Annotated in this window: 15 protein-coding genes; 6 read left to right on the top strand and 9 right to left on the bottom strand. The window is 74.8% G+C overall.

Features of this window, described 5'->3' with window-relative positions:
• The first annotated feature begins 11 nt into the window (after nt 1–11).
• The 3 genes from ACZ4VK_RS10110 to ACZ4VK_RS10120 all read left to right on the top strand — a co-directional run bounded on the left by ACZ4VK_RS10110 (nt 12) and on the right by ACZ4VK_RS10120 (nt 2,050).
• Complete coding sequence (locus ACZ4VK_RS10110; RefSeq protein WP_468350426.1) at nt 12–542, top strand: DUF5709 domain-containing protein; 531 nt, start codon at nt 12–14, stop codon at nt 540–542.
• Between the two features lie 76 nt (nt 543–618).
• Nucleotides 619–810 carry a hypothetical protein gene (locus ACZ4VK_RS10115; protein ID WP_468350428.1) on the top strand — a complete coding sequence of 64 codons (192 nt, stop codon included), beginning with the start codon at nt 619–621 and terminating at the stop codon, nt 808–810.
• Nucleotides 811–868: 58 nt separating this feature from the next.
• A complete protein-coding gene (locus tag ACZ4VK_RS10120) occupies nt 869–2,050 on the top strand; it encodes a baeRF2 domain-containing protein (protein WP_468350430.1) in 1,182 nt (393 codons plus the stop codon).
• A 164-nt stretch (nt 2,051–2,214) separates the two neighbouring features.
• On the opposite strand, the gene ACZ4VK_RS10125 is transcribed toward ACZ4VK_RS10120, so the two are convergent.
• The gene (locus tag ACZ4VK_RS10125) at nt 2,215–2,382 is read right to left on the bottom strand and encodes a hypothetical protein (protein WP_468350432.1); all 168 of its coding nucleotides are present in this window, start codon (nt 2,380–2,382) and stop codon (nt 2,215–2,217) included.
• A 184-nt stretch (nt 2,383–2,566) separates the two neighbouring features.
• On the opposite strand from ACZ4VK_RS10125, the gene ACZ4VK_RS10130 reads away from it, so the two are divergent.
• Both ACZ4VK_RS10130 and ACZ4VK_RS10135 read left to right on the top strand, forming a co-directional pair.
• Nucleotides 2,567–2,971, top strand: coding sequence for a hypothetical protein (locus tag ACZ4VK_RS10130; RefSeq protein WP_468350434.1), 405 nt, complete (start codon nt 2,567–2,569; stop codon nt 2,969–2,971).
• 81 nt (nt 2,972–3,052) lie between these two features.
• Nucleotides 3,053–3,736, top strand: a complete 684-nt coding sequence (locus ACZ4VK_RS10135) for a DUF6766 family protein (protein ID WP_468350436.1) — start codon at nt 3,053–3,055, stop codon at nt 3,734–3,736.
• 59 nt (nt 3,737–3,795) lie between these two features.
• Here ACZ4VK_RS10135 and ACZ4VK_RS10140 read toward each other — a convergent pair whose 3' ends face one another.
• Nucleotides 3,796–4,542 carry an SDR family oxidoreductase gene (locus tag ACZ4VK_RS10140; RefSeq protein ID WP_468350438.1) on the bottom strand — a complete coding sequence of 249 codons (747 nt, stop codon included), beginning with the start codon at nt 4,540–4,542 and terminating at the stop codon, nt 3,796–3,798.
• Nucleotides 4,543–4,946: 404 nt separating this feature from the next.
• Here ACZ4VK_RS10140 and ACZ4VK_RS10145 point away from each other — a divergent pair, with 404 nt between their 5' ends.
• Nucleotides 4,947–6,422, top strand: a complete 1,476-nt coding sequence (locus ACZ4VK_RS10145) for an MFS transporter (protein ID WP_468350440.1) — start codon at nt 4,947–4,949, stop codon at nt 6,420–6,422.
• Between the two features lie 50 nt (nt 6,423–6,472).
• Here the strand turns inward: ACZ4VK_RS10145 and ACZ4VK_RS10150 are convergent, their stop codons facing one another.
• From ACZ4VK_RS10150 to ACZ4VK_RS10180, 7 genes are all read right to left on the bottom strand, one after another.
• Nucleotides 6,473–7,552: a glycosyltransferase family 9 protein gene (locus tag ACZ4VK_RS10150; RefSeq protein ID WP_468350442.1), complete on the bottom strand. Its 1,080-nt coding sequence runs from the start codon at nt 7,550–7,552 to the stop codon at nt 6,473–6,475.
• Nucleotides 7,549–8,940 carry a PfkB family carbohydrate kinase gene (locus ACZ4VK_RS10155; protein WP_468350444.1) on the bottom strand — a complete coding sequence of 464 codons (1,392 nt, stop codon included), beginning with the start codon at nt 8,938–8,940 and terminating at the stop codon, nt 7,549–7,551. The genes ACZ4VK_RS10150 and ACZ4VK_RS10155 overlap by 4 nt, the downstream gene beginning before the upstream one ends.
• Nucleotides 8,937–9,722: a D-sedoheptulose-7-phosphate isomerase gene (locus tag ACZ4VK_RS10160; protein WP_468350446.1), complete on the bottom strand. Its 786-nt coding sequence runs from the start codon at nt 9,720–9,722 to the stop codon at nt 8,937–8,939. The genes ACZ4VK_RS10155 and ACZ4VK_RS10160 overlap by 4 nt, the downstream gene beginning before the upstream one ends.
• Nucleotides 9,723–9,783: 61 nt before the next feature.
• A complete protein-coding gene (locus ACZ4VK_RS10165; protein WP_468350448.1) occupies nt 9,784–11,142 on the bottom strand; it encodes a glycosyltransferase in 1,359 nt (452 codons plus the stop codon).
• Nucleotides 11,139–12,104: a glycosyltransferase gene (locus ACZ4VK_RS10170; protein ID WP_468350450.1), complete on the bottom strand. Its 966-nt coding sequence runs from the start codon at nt 12,102–12,104 to the stop codon at nt 11,139–11,141. Before ACZ4VK_RS10170 ends, ACZ4VK_RS10165 begins: the two co-directional genes overlap by 4 nt.
• Before the next feature lie 99 nt (nt 12,105–12,203).
• Nucleotides 12,204–13,166 (bottom strand): NAD-dependent epimerase/dehydratase family protein, encoded by a 963-nt coding sequence (locus ACZ4VK_RS10175; protein ID WP_468350452.1) that lies wholly within the window; start codon nt 13,164–13,166, stop codon nt 12,204–12,206.
• Nucleotides 13,167–13,523: 357 nt separating this feature from the next.
• On the bottom strand, nt 13,524–14,003 hold the full coding sequence (locus tag ACZ4VK_RS10180; protein WP_468350454.1) for a hypothetical protein: 480 nt from the start codon (nt 14,001–14,003) through the stop codon (nt 13,524–13,526).
• Nucleotides 14,004–14,041: the final 38 nt, after the last annotated feature.

Below are 14,041 nucleotides of genomic sequence, written 5' to 3' on the forward strand. Positions count from 1 at the left end.
AGGAACCGGCCATGGCCCGAAACGAGTCCGACACGGACGCCTCCGGTGACCTGCCGGGGCCGGACGAGGCCCGCGGCGACGACGTGTACCAGCCCACCCACTCCGACGCGGCCAACCGCCCCTCCGGGGATCTCGACCCGGACAACGCGATCGTGACGGACCCCCTCGAAGACCTGTCCGCACCGGGATACTCCCCGCCCGAGCGGCCGCGGGGCGTCACCCGGCACGGCACCACCCAGCGCGAGCAGCGGGAGGGCGAATCGCTCGACGAACGGCTCGCCCAGGAGGTCCCCGAAGAGGCGGCCCCCGAGGGCGACGGCATCGGCGACCTCCCGGAAGGTGCCGGAGAACCCGTCGACGAGCAGGCCGGCGCCACCAGAGCCGGACGCCTCGCCCCGGTCGACACGCCCCCGGGCCGCGACGACCACGCCGTCGCCCGTGACGTCGGCCTGGACGACGGGGCCGCGCCCGCGGAGGAGGCGGCGATGCACGTCGACACGGCCGCCGACAAGGCCGGGACCGAGGAAGAGCGCGAGTCGTAGCGGACGCGCGTACCGCATGCCGGGCGCACGCCGGGGCACTCGCACTGCGAAGACCCTGACGAGGTGGAGGAACCCCATGAACACGCCCGACAAGGACGCGTCGGCGAGGCAGCGTCAGGCGGACCGCGACGCCGAACGTGCCCGGCAGGCGCAGCTCCAGGGGGACGGCGACGACGTGATGCGACAGACCACGCCTTCCCAGGCGGAGGGGGAGCGCGGGAAGGAGGAGGACGAACAGCAGGAGATGAAGGGGCGCCACGGAATGTGACGCCGGGCGAAGGCCCCGGTGAGGCGCTCTGTCCGTTCCGACATTTCTGGTGGACACCATGGACCTCGATTTCCTCAAACCGCTCCTCGAACGGCCCGGCCCCTGGGCCTCCGTCTTCATCGAGACGAGCAGGGCCACCGAGGACGCGGCGCAGATCCAGAGACTGCGTGACCGTGCCGTCCTCGGGGAGCTCGTCGACGCGGGCGTCGATCCGGCCACGGTCGGCGTGATCGCCGAACGGCTGGGCGCCGCTCCGGCCTCCGGGGCGCCGCCGGGACGTGCCCTCTTCGCGACCGCCGGGGAAGTCGTGCTCGACCTCCCCCTCGCGGCGGCCCCGCCCGCTGCCGAGGTGACCTGGTCGAGCCTGCCGCACATCGCCCCGCTCATGTTCCTGCGCGACGACGAACCGCGGTGCCAGGTGGCCCTGATCGACCGTACCGGCGCCGATCTGGAGATGTGGGGACCCCATGGCAGGGAGCAGCAGGTCGGGCAGGTGGAGGGGGAGGAGTGGCAGGGGCGCGGCCACCGCAGCATCCCCCAGGACCGGTACGAATGGCACTACAGCAACAAGGTCGAGGACGCGTGGGAGGAGACGGCCGAGATCATCGCCGCCGAACTCGCGCGGCGCTGCCCGCAGGACGGCGGGACGCTCCTCGTCCTCGCCGGGGACGCACGTGAACGAAAGGCGGTACGGGAACGGCTTCCGCAGCCGCTGAAGAGCATCGCCGTGGAGGTCGACCACGGCAGCCGGGCCCCCGGGGCGTCCTCCGAGCACTTCGCCCGCCAGGTCGAGGAGGCGCGTGCGCAGTTCGCCCGCGAACGGGTACGGCGCGCGCTCGACGCCTTCCGCGCGGGTCGCGGACGGCCCGGCGAGCACCGCGAGGCGACCGTCGACACCGGCCCCGGCCCCGCCGCCGAAGGCGTACCGGCGGTGGTGGAGGCCGCGAGGGAACGTCAGGTGGCCACCCTGCTGCTCGGCCGCGAGGCCTCCGACGCGGGGCGGTCCGTGTGGGTGGGCTCCGGCGCGTCCGACATCGCCCTCGGCCGCACCGAGGCCAGGAGCTGGGGATACGGCGGGCCCGAGGAGGCCCGCGCCGACGACGCGCTGCTGCGCGCCTGTGTGGCAGCCGACTCCGAGGTGCTCGTGATCCCCGAGGACATGCGGGGACCGGCCGGCGGACTCGGCGCGGTGCTTCGCTGGACTCCGGGGCGGCCGTCCTCTCCGGCGACCACGGCCTGACGCCGCCCCCGGTGGCGAACCCCGTCCCCCGCCGCCCCCCGGTGATGGGGGACGGGGTTCGCGGCAGCCCGCGAACCCCGTCCTCCACGTCTCCTCCACGTCCACGGACCGCCTCGGGCCCGCCGGAACGTTCCGGCGGGCCCGAGGCGGTCCGCGGCGTCCGGTCAGTCCTCGCCGCGGACGATCTGCGGCTCCGGGTCGCCTTCCTGCCCCTCGGCGTCGCGGGACCTCTCCATGTCGAGCTCACGGAACGCGGGTCTACAGGTCCTGATACGCCCCGCGCCCGCCTCCTCGACGCCTCCCGAGCGGATGGCGTTCCTGACGTTCTCCACGACCGACACCTCCTGAGATCGAAGATCCGGCCCTGTGGGGGTCGGGTCGGCTGCCCTCTGCGTCTACCCGGCGCACCCCGCCTGACACGTGTCCTCACGCGGCCCCTACGCCGCATGGGTCAACCCCGCGCGTGTCAGGCCACCTGATCGTGGTGGGCGCCGCCCGGCGGGTCATCCTCGTCGCATGCGTGCGACCACCGCTCTCCTCCTGATGAGCGCCCTGGCCCTCGGGCTCGCCGGATGCGGTGACGTCGAACAGAGAGAGGCCGCCGCACGGTCGGCGGCCGTGGAGTTCGGGGCGGCACTGCGCGGCGCGGACCCCGGGCGCGCGTGCGAGGCGCTGGCGCCCGGCACCCGCGAGGAGGTGGAGGAGGAGGACGGGCCCTGCCCCACCGTCCTGGCCGGCCTCGACCCCGCGACCGCCTCCGGCGAACCGGTCGCCACGGACGTCTACGGGGAGCAGGCCCGGGTCGTGTTCGCGCACGACAGCGTCTTCCTCGCCTCCTTCCCGGACGGCTGGAGAGTGACGGCGGCCGGCTGCACGCCGAGGCCGGGACACCCGGCCCGCTGCGAAGTGAAGGGGGACTGAGATGCGTGTGCTGTTCGTGCTCTGTCTGGTACTGGTCTCCGCGGGCCTCGCGCTCGCGGTCACGACGGGGCTGACGCACCGATGAGCGGCCTCGCGAGGTTCCTCCGCCGGAACGGACTGACCCTCGCCTTCGGCACGGCGTTCCTGCTGACGCTCGTCGGCCAGGCCTTCGCCGGGTGCGCGGAGCTCAACACGGTTCTCACCGCGGCCGACCTGCACCCGATGGGGTGCGGCGCGTACGTGCTGACCTCCGACTTCATGGTCGACGTCACGGAGAACTGGCAGTCGGAGTTCCTGCAGTTCTTCCTCTTCGTGTTCGGCACCGTCTGGCTGGTGCAGCGCGGCTCGCCGGAGTCCAAGCCGCTCGACCGGATCGGCCGGGAGACGGACGAGCAGCAGAAGACCGGCGCGTACGCGATCCCCGAGTCGCCCCGCCCGGCCTCTGCCGGCGGACTCCGGCAGACCCTCTACTCGAACTCCCTCGGCATCGTCATGTGCCTGATCTTCCTGATGTCGTGGCTCGCCCAGTCCGTCACCGGCGTGGTCACCTACAACGAGGATCAGCTCCGCCAGCTCCAGGACCCGGTCGGCTGGAGCACGTACGTCCGTTCGGCCGAGTTCTGGAACCGCACGCTCCAGAACTGGCAGTCCGAGCTGCTCGCCGTCGCCTCCATGGTCATCCTCGCCGTCTATCTCAGGCAGCGCGGCTCCCCGGAGTCCAAGCCGGTGGGCGCCCCCCACACCGCGACCGGCGTGGAGGGCTGACGACGCCGGCCACCCACCGGCCCCGCGCCCCCTCCACCGTCCTCGTCCTCTGCCGGCCCTCAGGGCCAGGACGTCTCCCGGCGCGGTACGACGACGAGCTCGGCGAGCGCGCTGCCGGGCGGCACCGACAGGGCGTACATCACGGTGTCGGCCACGATCTCCGGGCTCTGCAGGACGGCCACGTCCGTGTCGGGGAAGCGGTCCATGATGAACGGCGTCTCCATGCCGCCCGCGACGACACCGGTCACGCCGATGCCCGGGCAGTCCCGCTGCGCCTCCTTGAAGAGGGTGTGGGTGAAGGCCCGAAGCCCCGTCTTCGCGGCCGCGTACGGGCCCGCCTCCGTCCAGGTCCGCAGCGCCGCCGTGGAGAGAATGTTCACGATGTGGCCGCCGCCTCGCGCCATCATGCGCCCGTAGCCCTCCCGGCACAGGTACATCGGGGCGAGCAGGTTGGTGGTGACGACCCGGGTCATCTCCTCGGCCGTCAGCTCCTTCACCGCCTTCGTGACGTCGACCGCCGCGTTGTTGACGAGGATGTCCACGGGCTGCCCCGTCTCGTCCAGGTCCCGGAAGACCTCGGCCACCGCCTCCGCATCCCGTACGTCCAGGACGACGGGCACGGCCCGGCACCCCTCGGCGGTCAGGCTCTCGCACAGCTCCTTGGCGAGGTCCTCGCGCACATCGGCGACGACGACCCCGGCACCGGAGCGGGCGAGCCTCCGCACGATCGCGGCGCCCAGCCCCCGGCCGCCGCCGGTGACCAGGGCCCGCCTGCCTTCGAGTCCGACCTGAATCCCGCTGTTCATGACATCCCCTTCCGTTGCCGTGCCACTGTCCGACCCTGTGCGGGTGTCCTCCTCGCCGCGTGTGAGCAAGCACACCAGAAGTCCAAGTCCTCCTCCCGGCCGAGGAGTTGGGGGATTCAGGGGCTCCTGGCACGCGCCTCCGCGCGCTGCTCCCCCCTCTTCCCGGGAACCGTCTGCCACGATGGGCGCCGGGCCAGAACAGCCACCGTCTCCCCGCCCTCGTGCATCACCTCTCCGGCGCGCGGAGGCCTCTCAGGGCCCCGTCCGACCCCACCCTCCGCGCTGCCGCGCTCTTCCCCGGTATCCCTCCTGTGCCTCTTTTCTCTGCTCGCGGGCTCACCCGCGCCCCCTCGAACGCCCCGTCCGCCGACCGGTCTCCCTGGCGCGCGCTGCGTCACCGCAGCATGCGCTGGTGGGCCGTGGCCAACTTCGTCTCGAACGCCGGCACCTGGATGCAGCTCACCGTCCAGAACCTGCTGGTGCTCCAGATCACCGGCTCCGCCGCCGCCACCGGCCTCTCCATGTCCGTGCAGGCCGCTCCCGGCCTGCTCATGGGGGCGCTCGGCGGAGCGGCCGTGGACCGCTGGCCCCGGAAGCTGACGGCCGCCGCCGGACAGGTCCTCCTCGCCGTCGTGGCCGTCGTCACCGCCGTGCTCGTGGCGACCGACCGCCTCGACCTGCCGCTCCTGATGGCGCTCGCCGCGCTCACCGGGATCATCGCCACCGTGGACGGCCCCGCCTGCGCGCTGCTCGGCAACGACCTCGTCGAGACCGACGACGTGCCCTCCGCCATCGGCATCGGCTCCCTCGCCCACAGCGGCGGACGGCTCGCGGGCGCCGCGCTCGCCGGTGTGACGGTCTCGCTCCTCGGCACGGGCGCCGCCTACGGCGTCAACGGACTCTCGTTCCTCTTCGTCGCCTGCGTCATCCCCTTCCTCAAGCCGGCCCGCACGGCCGCGGCGCGCGTCGTCGCCGCCGGTGCCGGTGCCGGAAAGGCCGTCGGAGGTACCCCGAAGGCACCGGAATCCACGGGTACGGGGGTGCGCGAGGGGCTCACGTTCTTCGCACGGCGCCCGCGTCTCGTCGCCCTCGCCGGCCTCAACGGCGTCAGCGCCCTCTTCGGGCGCAACTACTCGCTGACCCTCGTGGTGCTCGTCACCGGCCCGCTCGCCGGCGACGCGGGCACCTTCAGCACCGTCTCCACCGTGCTCGCCGTCGGAGGCATCCTCGGTGCTGTGCTCGGCGCCCGGCTGCGCCGTCCCGCCGTACGGCTCGTGGCGCTGCTCACCCTCGCCGGCGCGCTGCTCCAGGTCCTCGCGGGCCTGGCGCCCTCGGTCGCGGTCCTGCTCGTCCTCGTCCTGCCCATGGCGGTCGCCGAGTCCGTCGCCGACACCGCGCAGAACACGGTCCTGCAGACCGACCCCCCGCCCGCGATGCGCGGACGGGTCCTCGGGGCCTGGAGCAGCATCCGTACGCTCTGGGGGCTCGCCGCGCCCCCGACCCTCGGCCTGCTCATGGAGCTGCTCGGGGCCCGTGGAGCCCTGGTGGCGGGCGGCCTGCTCGTGTCGGCCTTCGTCGCCTCGGGCCTCCTCACCCACGCCCGCCGCACGGCGCGGGCCGAGGCCCCGGCCGTCTCCGACGTCCGTGAGAGCGGATCGCCGGTGGTCGCGGCCTCCCCGGTCGCGGACAGGGGCCTCCCGGCTCCGGTCGCCGTCAAGGGGGCCCACACGGCCCCGGTCGCCGTCATGGACCTCCCGGCTCCGGTCGTCGTCGGGCGCTCCGCCGTACGGCCCCTGGTTCCGGCGGCCCGCGTGCCCGAATCCCTGACGGCTCCCGCCGTCGGTCCGGCCGGCCGTGCGGAGCTCGGCACGGCCGTCTGACCCGGACGCCACCCCGGCGCCCGGCCCACGGAGCTCCGGAGCGCGGCGGCTCACGGGGCGCTCCCGAAGGCCGCGGGGCGCCCCGGAGCGGAGCCGCGGGCCACGTCGCCCACGGCCGTGAGCACCTCGTCGACCGTCACCCGCAGCAGACGCGGGTCGGGCACGGCGCCATGGGCGTCGCCCGGCCTCAGCACCTCGCCGTCGCCCGCGGCCGGATGCCACAGCGCCCGGTGCGGCCCCTCGGCCGGCGGCCCCCACAGCAGCGGCGACACCGGGCCGAACAGCACCACCGAGGGCGTGCCGAACGCCGAGGCCAGATGCGCAAGGCCCGTGTCGCCCACCACCACGCAGCGCGCCCCCGCGACAAGTGCGCACAGCTCCCCGAAGGGCACCCCACGCCGTCCGCCCCGTACCGACCCCGGCGGCAGCCCCGCCCGCAGGGCCACGTCACGGGCGTACGCCTCCTCGCCGGGGCCCGCCGTCACCACGACCCGCAGCCGCGCGGCGCGCAGGGCCCGCGCGACGGCCGCGAACCGGTCGGGGGGCCAGCGGCGAGCGGGCGCGTCCGCCCCCGGATGGAGCACCACGGCGTCCGGCGCGGGGGAGGGCCGTGGGGGCGGCGCCAGCCGCAGGTCTCCCGGGTCCGCTTCGAGCCCGTACCAGCGCAGGAGGCGGCACCAGCGGTCCCGCTCGTGCTCCCCGGCGTCCCACTCCGGCCCGGTGACCTCCGGAACCTCCGGATGGTGGAACGCCCAGATCCGGCCGGGCCCGAGGCGGACGAGCAGCCGGTGACTGAGCGGCCCCCGGCCGTGCAGGTCGACCGCGAGGTCCGGCGGGCGCCCCGCCCACGGCAGCACCGCCGGAACCTCACGCCCGGGGGCGCGGGTGATCAGCAGCCGGTCCACGGCGCCCGTCGCCCGCACGACCGGCGCGAGACCCGCCGGAGCGGCGAGGACGAGCTCATGGCCGGGCAGCCCCCGGCGCAGCGCCCGTAGCGCGGGCAGTCCCGTAAGGGCGTCCCCGAGCCCCAGCGCGCGCAGCACCAGGACCGTGGGCCGCGCGCCGTTCCCGCGGCCCGTGGGCGACCGTCCGCCTCCGGCTTCCCCGCCCGCCGCGCGAGGGCCGGTCACACCGCCTCCCGGGCCGGGAGGGAGCGGGCGGCACGATGGGCCAGGGTCGTCGTGGAGCGGCCGTCGAGATAGGGCAGGGCCACCGCCTGGCCGCCCCACGAGCGCAGCGCCCGCGCCTCCGGCAGGCCGTCGGCCCGGTAGTCGCCGCCCTTGACCCACACGTCGGGCCGGAGCGACTCCAGGAGACGTACGGGAGTGTCCTCGTCGAAGGCGACGACCGCGTCGACGCTGCCCAGGGCGGAGAGGACCCTCATCCGGTCGGACAGCGGGTTCAGCGGCCGGCCGGGGCCCTTGAGCCGGGCCAGGGAGGTGTCGGAGTTCACGCAGACGATCAGGCAGTCGCCGATCCGCCCGGCGTTCTCCAGAAGCCCCACATGGCCGGCGTGCAGCAGATCGAAACAGCCGCCGGTCGCGACGACCGTGCCCCCGCGCGCGTGGACGCGGCGGGAGAGCTCGAAGGCGTCCCTCGGCGCCGGCTCCTCCTCCTCCGCAGGGGGTGCCCCCTCCCACAGGAACCGGTTCCCCGCGCCGCCCGCCCGGACGAACGCGGCCGCCTCGGCCACCGCCCGCTCCACCGCCTCCTCCGGCAGGGCCCCGGCCGCGAGCGCCGTCGCCGCCGTCGCCGCGAAGCAGTCACCGGCCCCGCACGGGTCGCCGTCGGCGCGGTAGGGCGCGGGGACCAGCACCGGAGCCGTACCACCCGGCCGGGTGAGGAGCGCACCCCGTTCGCCGAGCGTGACGGCGACGCAGACGGCACCCCAGCGGGCCGCGAGCTCGGCGCCGCGCTCCGCATGCGCCCGCAGAGAGGTCCGCTGATCGTCCGGACCGCACGCCTCGGCGGCGTTCGGGGTGACAAGCCGCGTCCCCGCCACCGGCGGACCGCCCCTGGGATGCGGGTCCCAGACGACGGGCACCCGCTGGGCGGCCGCCGCGAGCGCGGGCCGCAGCGAGTCCGCCGTCCCCCGCCCGTAGTCCGCGACCAGGACGGCACCGGCCCCGGCGAGCGCGGCCAGGGTCCGGGCGTCGGGGCGGCCCGGGATGCCGCCGCCCTGGTCGAACCGCACGACGGGGCGCCCGCCCGCCAGGACCCGGGTCTTGACCGGCAGCGTCCCGGCCAGCGGGACCGGCGCGAGGCCCACCCGGTCACCGAGGAGCCGGCGGGCGGCCGCGCTGGCCTCGTCGTCGCCGAGGGCGGCGACGAGGACGACGTCGGAGCGGTGCCGCGCGGCGAGGAGGGCGGCGAGCCCGGCGCCTCCCGGCCGCGCGCGCTCCTCTCCGACGTCCACCACGGGCACGGGAGCGTCCGGGGCCAGGCGGGTGGCGTCACCCGTGATGTCCCTGTCGAGGAGGAGGTCTCCTACGACGACGAGCGGTCCGTTCACGGTCACGAGGACCTCCTCAGGGCGTGGATCGAGGAAAGCGGCGCCGGATGCGGCGCACCGTTGACCGAGGGCCGCGCCGGTACGCCCGTCGGCACGGCGGGCTCCGCCGTGTGACCGGCGTCCGCCCCGGTCCTCGTACGGGCCCCGCGTCCGGCGGTCTCCGTCCCGGCCCGCGTGCCGGCCGGCCGGTCCTGGGCGCCCGCACCGTCGGCGATGGCCGCGTCGAAGAACTCGCAGAGCAGATGGACCGCCACGAGATGGACCTCCTGGACGGTCGCCGTCGTGTCCGCGTCCACACACAGCGCGTCGTCGGCGGCCTCGGCGAGGGGGTTCGGCGACGGGCCGGTCAGCGCCCAGACGGCGATACCGGCGGAACGCGCCGTCATCGCCGCGGAGAGCAGATTGGCGCTGCGCCCCGACGTCGAGAGCAGCAGCAGCACGTCCCCCGCGCGGCCGTGGGCGGCGACCTGACGGGCGAAGACCTGCTCGAAGCCGTAGTCGTTCCCGATGGCGGTGACGCTCGACGTCTCGGCGTGCAGGGAGATCGCCGAGTAGGCGGGCCGCTCGCGCAGATAGCGCCCGACGAGCTCGGCGGTCAGATGCTGGGCCTGCGCGGCGCTGCCGCCGTTCCCCGCCGCGAGCAGCCGGGCGCCCGGGGGCAGCACTTCGGCGAGTCGTCCGCCCCAGCGCTCCAGGCGTTCGAGACCGTGGCCGCGGAGCTGTTCCAGGGCGACCTGGAGCGACCGGCAGTGGCGCTCGGCGCTCCCGTACGTGAGTGATTCGCTCATGGTGCGCGGGTCGGGCGTCCGGTGGACGGCCCGGCCCACCTCCTTCCGGCTTCGGGACGGGTCAGACGCCCGTGGGGGTACGGCCCGCCGGGCCCACGGGGCTCCGGTCGGCGTGGTCGGCACGGCGGTCGCCGGCGGTCCCGGCGGCCTGCCCGGCGCGGTCGCCGAGCACACCGAGGTAGGACGCCACCGTGGCGGCGGCCACCCGCGTCCAGCAGAACCGTTCGAGGACCCGCCGCCGCCCCGCGGCCCCGTACACCGCGCGGAGTTCGGCCGAGGCCAGCAGGTCCGCCACCGCCGCCGCGAGGGCCTCCGGGTTCCGGGGCGGTACGAGGCGACCGTTGACGCCGTCGGCGACGCTGTCCAGCTGACCGCCCACGGCGGAGGCGACGAGGGGACGCCCACAGGCCATGGCCTCCAGCGGGACGATGCCGAAGGGCTCGTAGTCCGCCGGGCAGAGCACCACGTCCGCGCCCCGCATCAGGGCGGGCACCCGGGCGGCGGGCACGCCGCCGAGGAGCCTGACGCGTTCCGACACCCCCGCTTCCCTGGCGAGGGCGCGCAGCCGCCGTACCTCGGGGTCGCCGCCCGCCCGGTCGGCGGGCGGTCCGCCCACCACCACGAGCTCCGTGTCCGGCAGCCGCCGCAGCGCCGCGATGGCGACCCCGGCGCCCTTGCGCGGCACGAGCCGGCCCAGATGCAGCAGTCGGTACGTGTACGGGCCGCGGGGCGCCGCCGGGCCGTCCGGCCGGAACACCTCCGGGTCGACCCCACAGGGGACGACGTCCACCTTGCGACGGTCGACGCCCATGGCGGCGAGCTCGTCCACCTCGTCCCGGCAGGTGGCGATCACCCGGTCGCACCCCCGGCCCACGTCCGTCTCGCAGCCGACGCGCCCCACGGGGCTGGTGTCGGCGTCGCCCTGGTGCCGGCGCTTCACCGTGCCGAGCGCGTGGTACGTCTGCAGCAGTGGAAGACCCGTCTCGCGGGTCGCCCACAGCGACGCGAGCCCCGACATCCAGTAGTGCGCGTGCACCAGGTCGGGTGCGGTGCTCCGGGGGCGGGACCGCCACTGGGCGACCAGATGGCGGGCGAACTCCTCCATGTACGGCAGGAGTTCGTCCTTCGGTACGGGCTCGGGCGGTCCGGCGGGGACGTGGTGCACCGTCACCCCGGGGCGCAGCGGCACCCGGACCGGGAGGCCGGGGTCGTCGCGCCGGGTGTACACGGTCACCCGGTGACCCCGGTCGGCGAGCGCCCCGGCGAGCTGCGCGACATGCACGTTCTGGCCGCCGGCGTCGACCCCGCCCAGGGTCGCGAGCGGGCTCGCGTGCTCGGATACGAGGGCGAGGTCCAGGGGGCGGCCGTCGGGAAAGGACGACGTCGGGGACGAGAACGAGGAAGAGAACGATGACGTCATGACCGCACCTCCGCGATGAGTCGCTCCCAGTCGTCCAGGAAGCGTTTGAGGCCGTACCGTTCGAGCGCCGCCTGCCGGGCCCGGGCGCCGTCCCGCGCCGCGGCCTCCGGGTCGGCCAGATAGTGCCGGGCGGCCCGCGCGAGCTCCTCCGGGCGGGTGGAGAGGACGCCGGTCCCGGCGGGGACGGCCTCCACGGCCTCCGTCGTGGCGAGCACCACCACGGGCATCCCCAGGTGCATGGCCTCGAGGAGCGAGAGACCGAGCGACGTCCACCGCACCGGGTGCAGGTAGAGGCGCCGTTCGGCCATGGCGGCGTGCAGCCGGCTCTGCGGCAGGTCGGCCGACCGGCACCGGTCGGCGGGAAGCCCCAGCTCCTCGGCGAGACCTTCCGTCCGCATCCCGAAGACGTCGAGCGGCGCGGCCTCCGCAAGCCCGGGGAGCAGATCCGTACCGACGTAACGGCGGCGCCGCACCGGTTCGTTGACGACCACCGCCGCGCGGGGCAGCCGGCCGGTGTAGAGGTGGCCGGGGTCGACGATGCCGTGCTCGATGACGGCGGTGCGGGTGGATCCGTTGTCCCAGAACAGCCGGTTGAAATGGGTGACGTGCACCAGGGTCAGATCCGGCCGGTCCGCCACCGGGTGGCGGGTGTCGGGCACGTCCCCGCGTGGCGTGTTGTGCTCCAGGTAGACGGCGGGGACCTCACGGCCGGGCCGGCGGCCGCCCAGCAGACGGGTGGCGAGCTCCTCCTCGTGCGGCCGCTGGAGCACGACGAGGTCGACCGGGGTCTCCGCGAGCTCGGCCGGGGTCACCTCCCGCACGGACGACGGCCAGGTGAACGTCTCCGCGCGGCCCCGCCCGTCCGGCCCCCGGTCCGGGGTGACGGGAACCAGGTAGGTGTGCGGACCCTGCACGAAGGCGGTGGTCCAGGAACCGTGTACATGCCACAGAAGAATGTTCATGCGGCGCTCCTCGGGAACCTCGGGTGGGATGCTCGGGTGCGGAAGAAGAGGGAGGAACCGGAAAGATCCGGCACGTTCCTGCGCGACACGGCGGCCGGCTCAGCCGTCCCGCAGCTCCCGGAACCACGCGATCGTGCGCCGCAGACCCTCCTCGGCCGGGATCAGCGGCTCCCACTGGAGCTTGTCCCGGGCCAGGGTGATGTCGGGGCAGCGGACCGCCGGATCGTCCGTGGGACGCTCGATGAACCGGACCTCCGAGCGGGAACCGGTCAGGTCCACGATCCAGCGGGCCAGGTCCAGCATGGTGATCTCGGTCGGGTTGCCGAGGTTCACCGGACCGCTCATCCCGTGCGCAGCCGCCGCGAGAATGCCCCGCACGGTGTCGTCGACGTAACACAGGGACCGGGTCTGCAGCCCGTCGCCCGTGACCGTCAGTGACTCTCCCGCCAGCGCCTGACGGATGAAGGTCGGGACGGCGCGGCCGTCGTATCCGCGCATCCGCGGCCCGTACGTGTTGAAGAGGCGCACGACACAGGTGTCGGTGCCGTGCTCCGACGCCTCCGCCGTCGTCAGCGCCTCACCGAAACGCTTCGCCTCGTCGTAGACACTGCGTGGACCCACCGGGTTGACGTTGCCCCAGTAGCGCTCGCTCTGCGGGTGCTCCCGCGGATCGCCGTACACCTCCGACGTCGACGCGAGCACGAAGCGGGCCCGCGCGGCGCGGGCGAGCGCCAGGGCGTTACGGGTGCCCAGGCTGCCGGCCTCCAGCGTGTGCAGCGGAAGCCGCAGATAGTCGGCGGGGGAGGCGGGGGACGCGAAGTGCAGGACGAGATCGGGCGGCGGGTCGACCCGGAACGGCTCGGAGACGTTCGCCTCGTGCAGGCGGAAACCGCCGTGGGGGAGGAAGCCGGCGATGTTCGCCACGCGACCGGTGCTGAAGTCGTCGACGCAGGTCACCGTCGCACCCGAGTCGAGCAGCGCGGCACACAGGTGGGAACCGACGAAACCGGCGCCGCCGGTGACGACGGCGTGCTGCCAGCGGGGCGGGAAGGACATTGCCATGGTGTCTCCTCCGAGGGGGAGCGGGGAGGGATGGGCCGCGCCGGGGGAAACCGGGGACGACGGCCCCGCGGCCCGGACCGGCGCACTGCCGGTGGCGTCCTCACGGAGACCGCTCACGGGGAGCTACGTCTCCTGACGCCTCCTGCCGCTACCCACGGCATGCCGGGCCATGCCTCACCGGTGCCGCCGATACTTCGTTTGGTCTCTGCGGGCTGCGGCTCAAGAAGGAGGTAGCACGCTCCTACTCATCCTGAACGTGGTCCTCGCCGGACCGGGAGGGACGAACGGCACGACGTGACGGAGCGGGCCGGCCCCCTCGGGGCCGGCCGTCCTGTCGTCGGTCACGATCGCCGGATCTCATTCCCGGACACAGCCGGCCAGATCCTCCGTGTTCATGATCTCCTTGTCCAGCTTGTCCAGGTGCGGCCGGACCTGGTCGAGCACGGCCGGAGCGTTCATGTTCCGGTCCAGGCGGTCCATGCTGACGTCCAGCTCCCGGAAGGCGGCCTGGAGCGCGTCCGTGTTCACCCCCGCCTCTTCGGCGGCGTCCCGGATGCCGCCCATGTCGTCCGTCATGTCGGCCCTGATGTCCTGGATGCCCTGAACGGTCTCCGATCTGTCCACGTTCCGCATCTCGCTGCTGTGGCCCTGGAGGTCGGTCAGCTCCTCGCAGACGGCCGCGTTGGCGTCCGCCCGTTCCTCGGCGGCGCCGTCCCCGCCGTCGCCGTCGGAGCAACCGGCGAGCGCGAGCACGACTGCCGCGCTCGCGGCCACCAGGACGCCCGGTGCCGTCCGGCGCCACCGGCCCACGGCCCTTCGTACGGTCCTCGGGGGCATCACGCACCACCTCCTCGGTACGCGCCTCTCGTGCGCGG

The organism is Streptomyces sp. NPDC028711 (assembly GCF_055565415.1).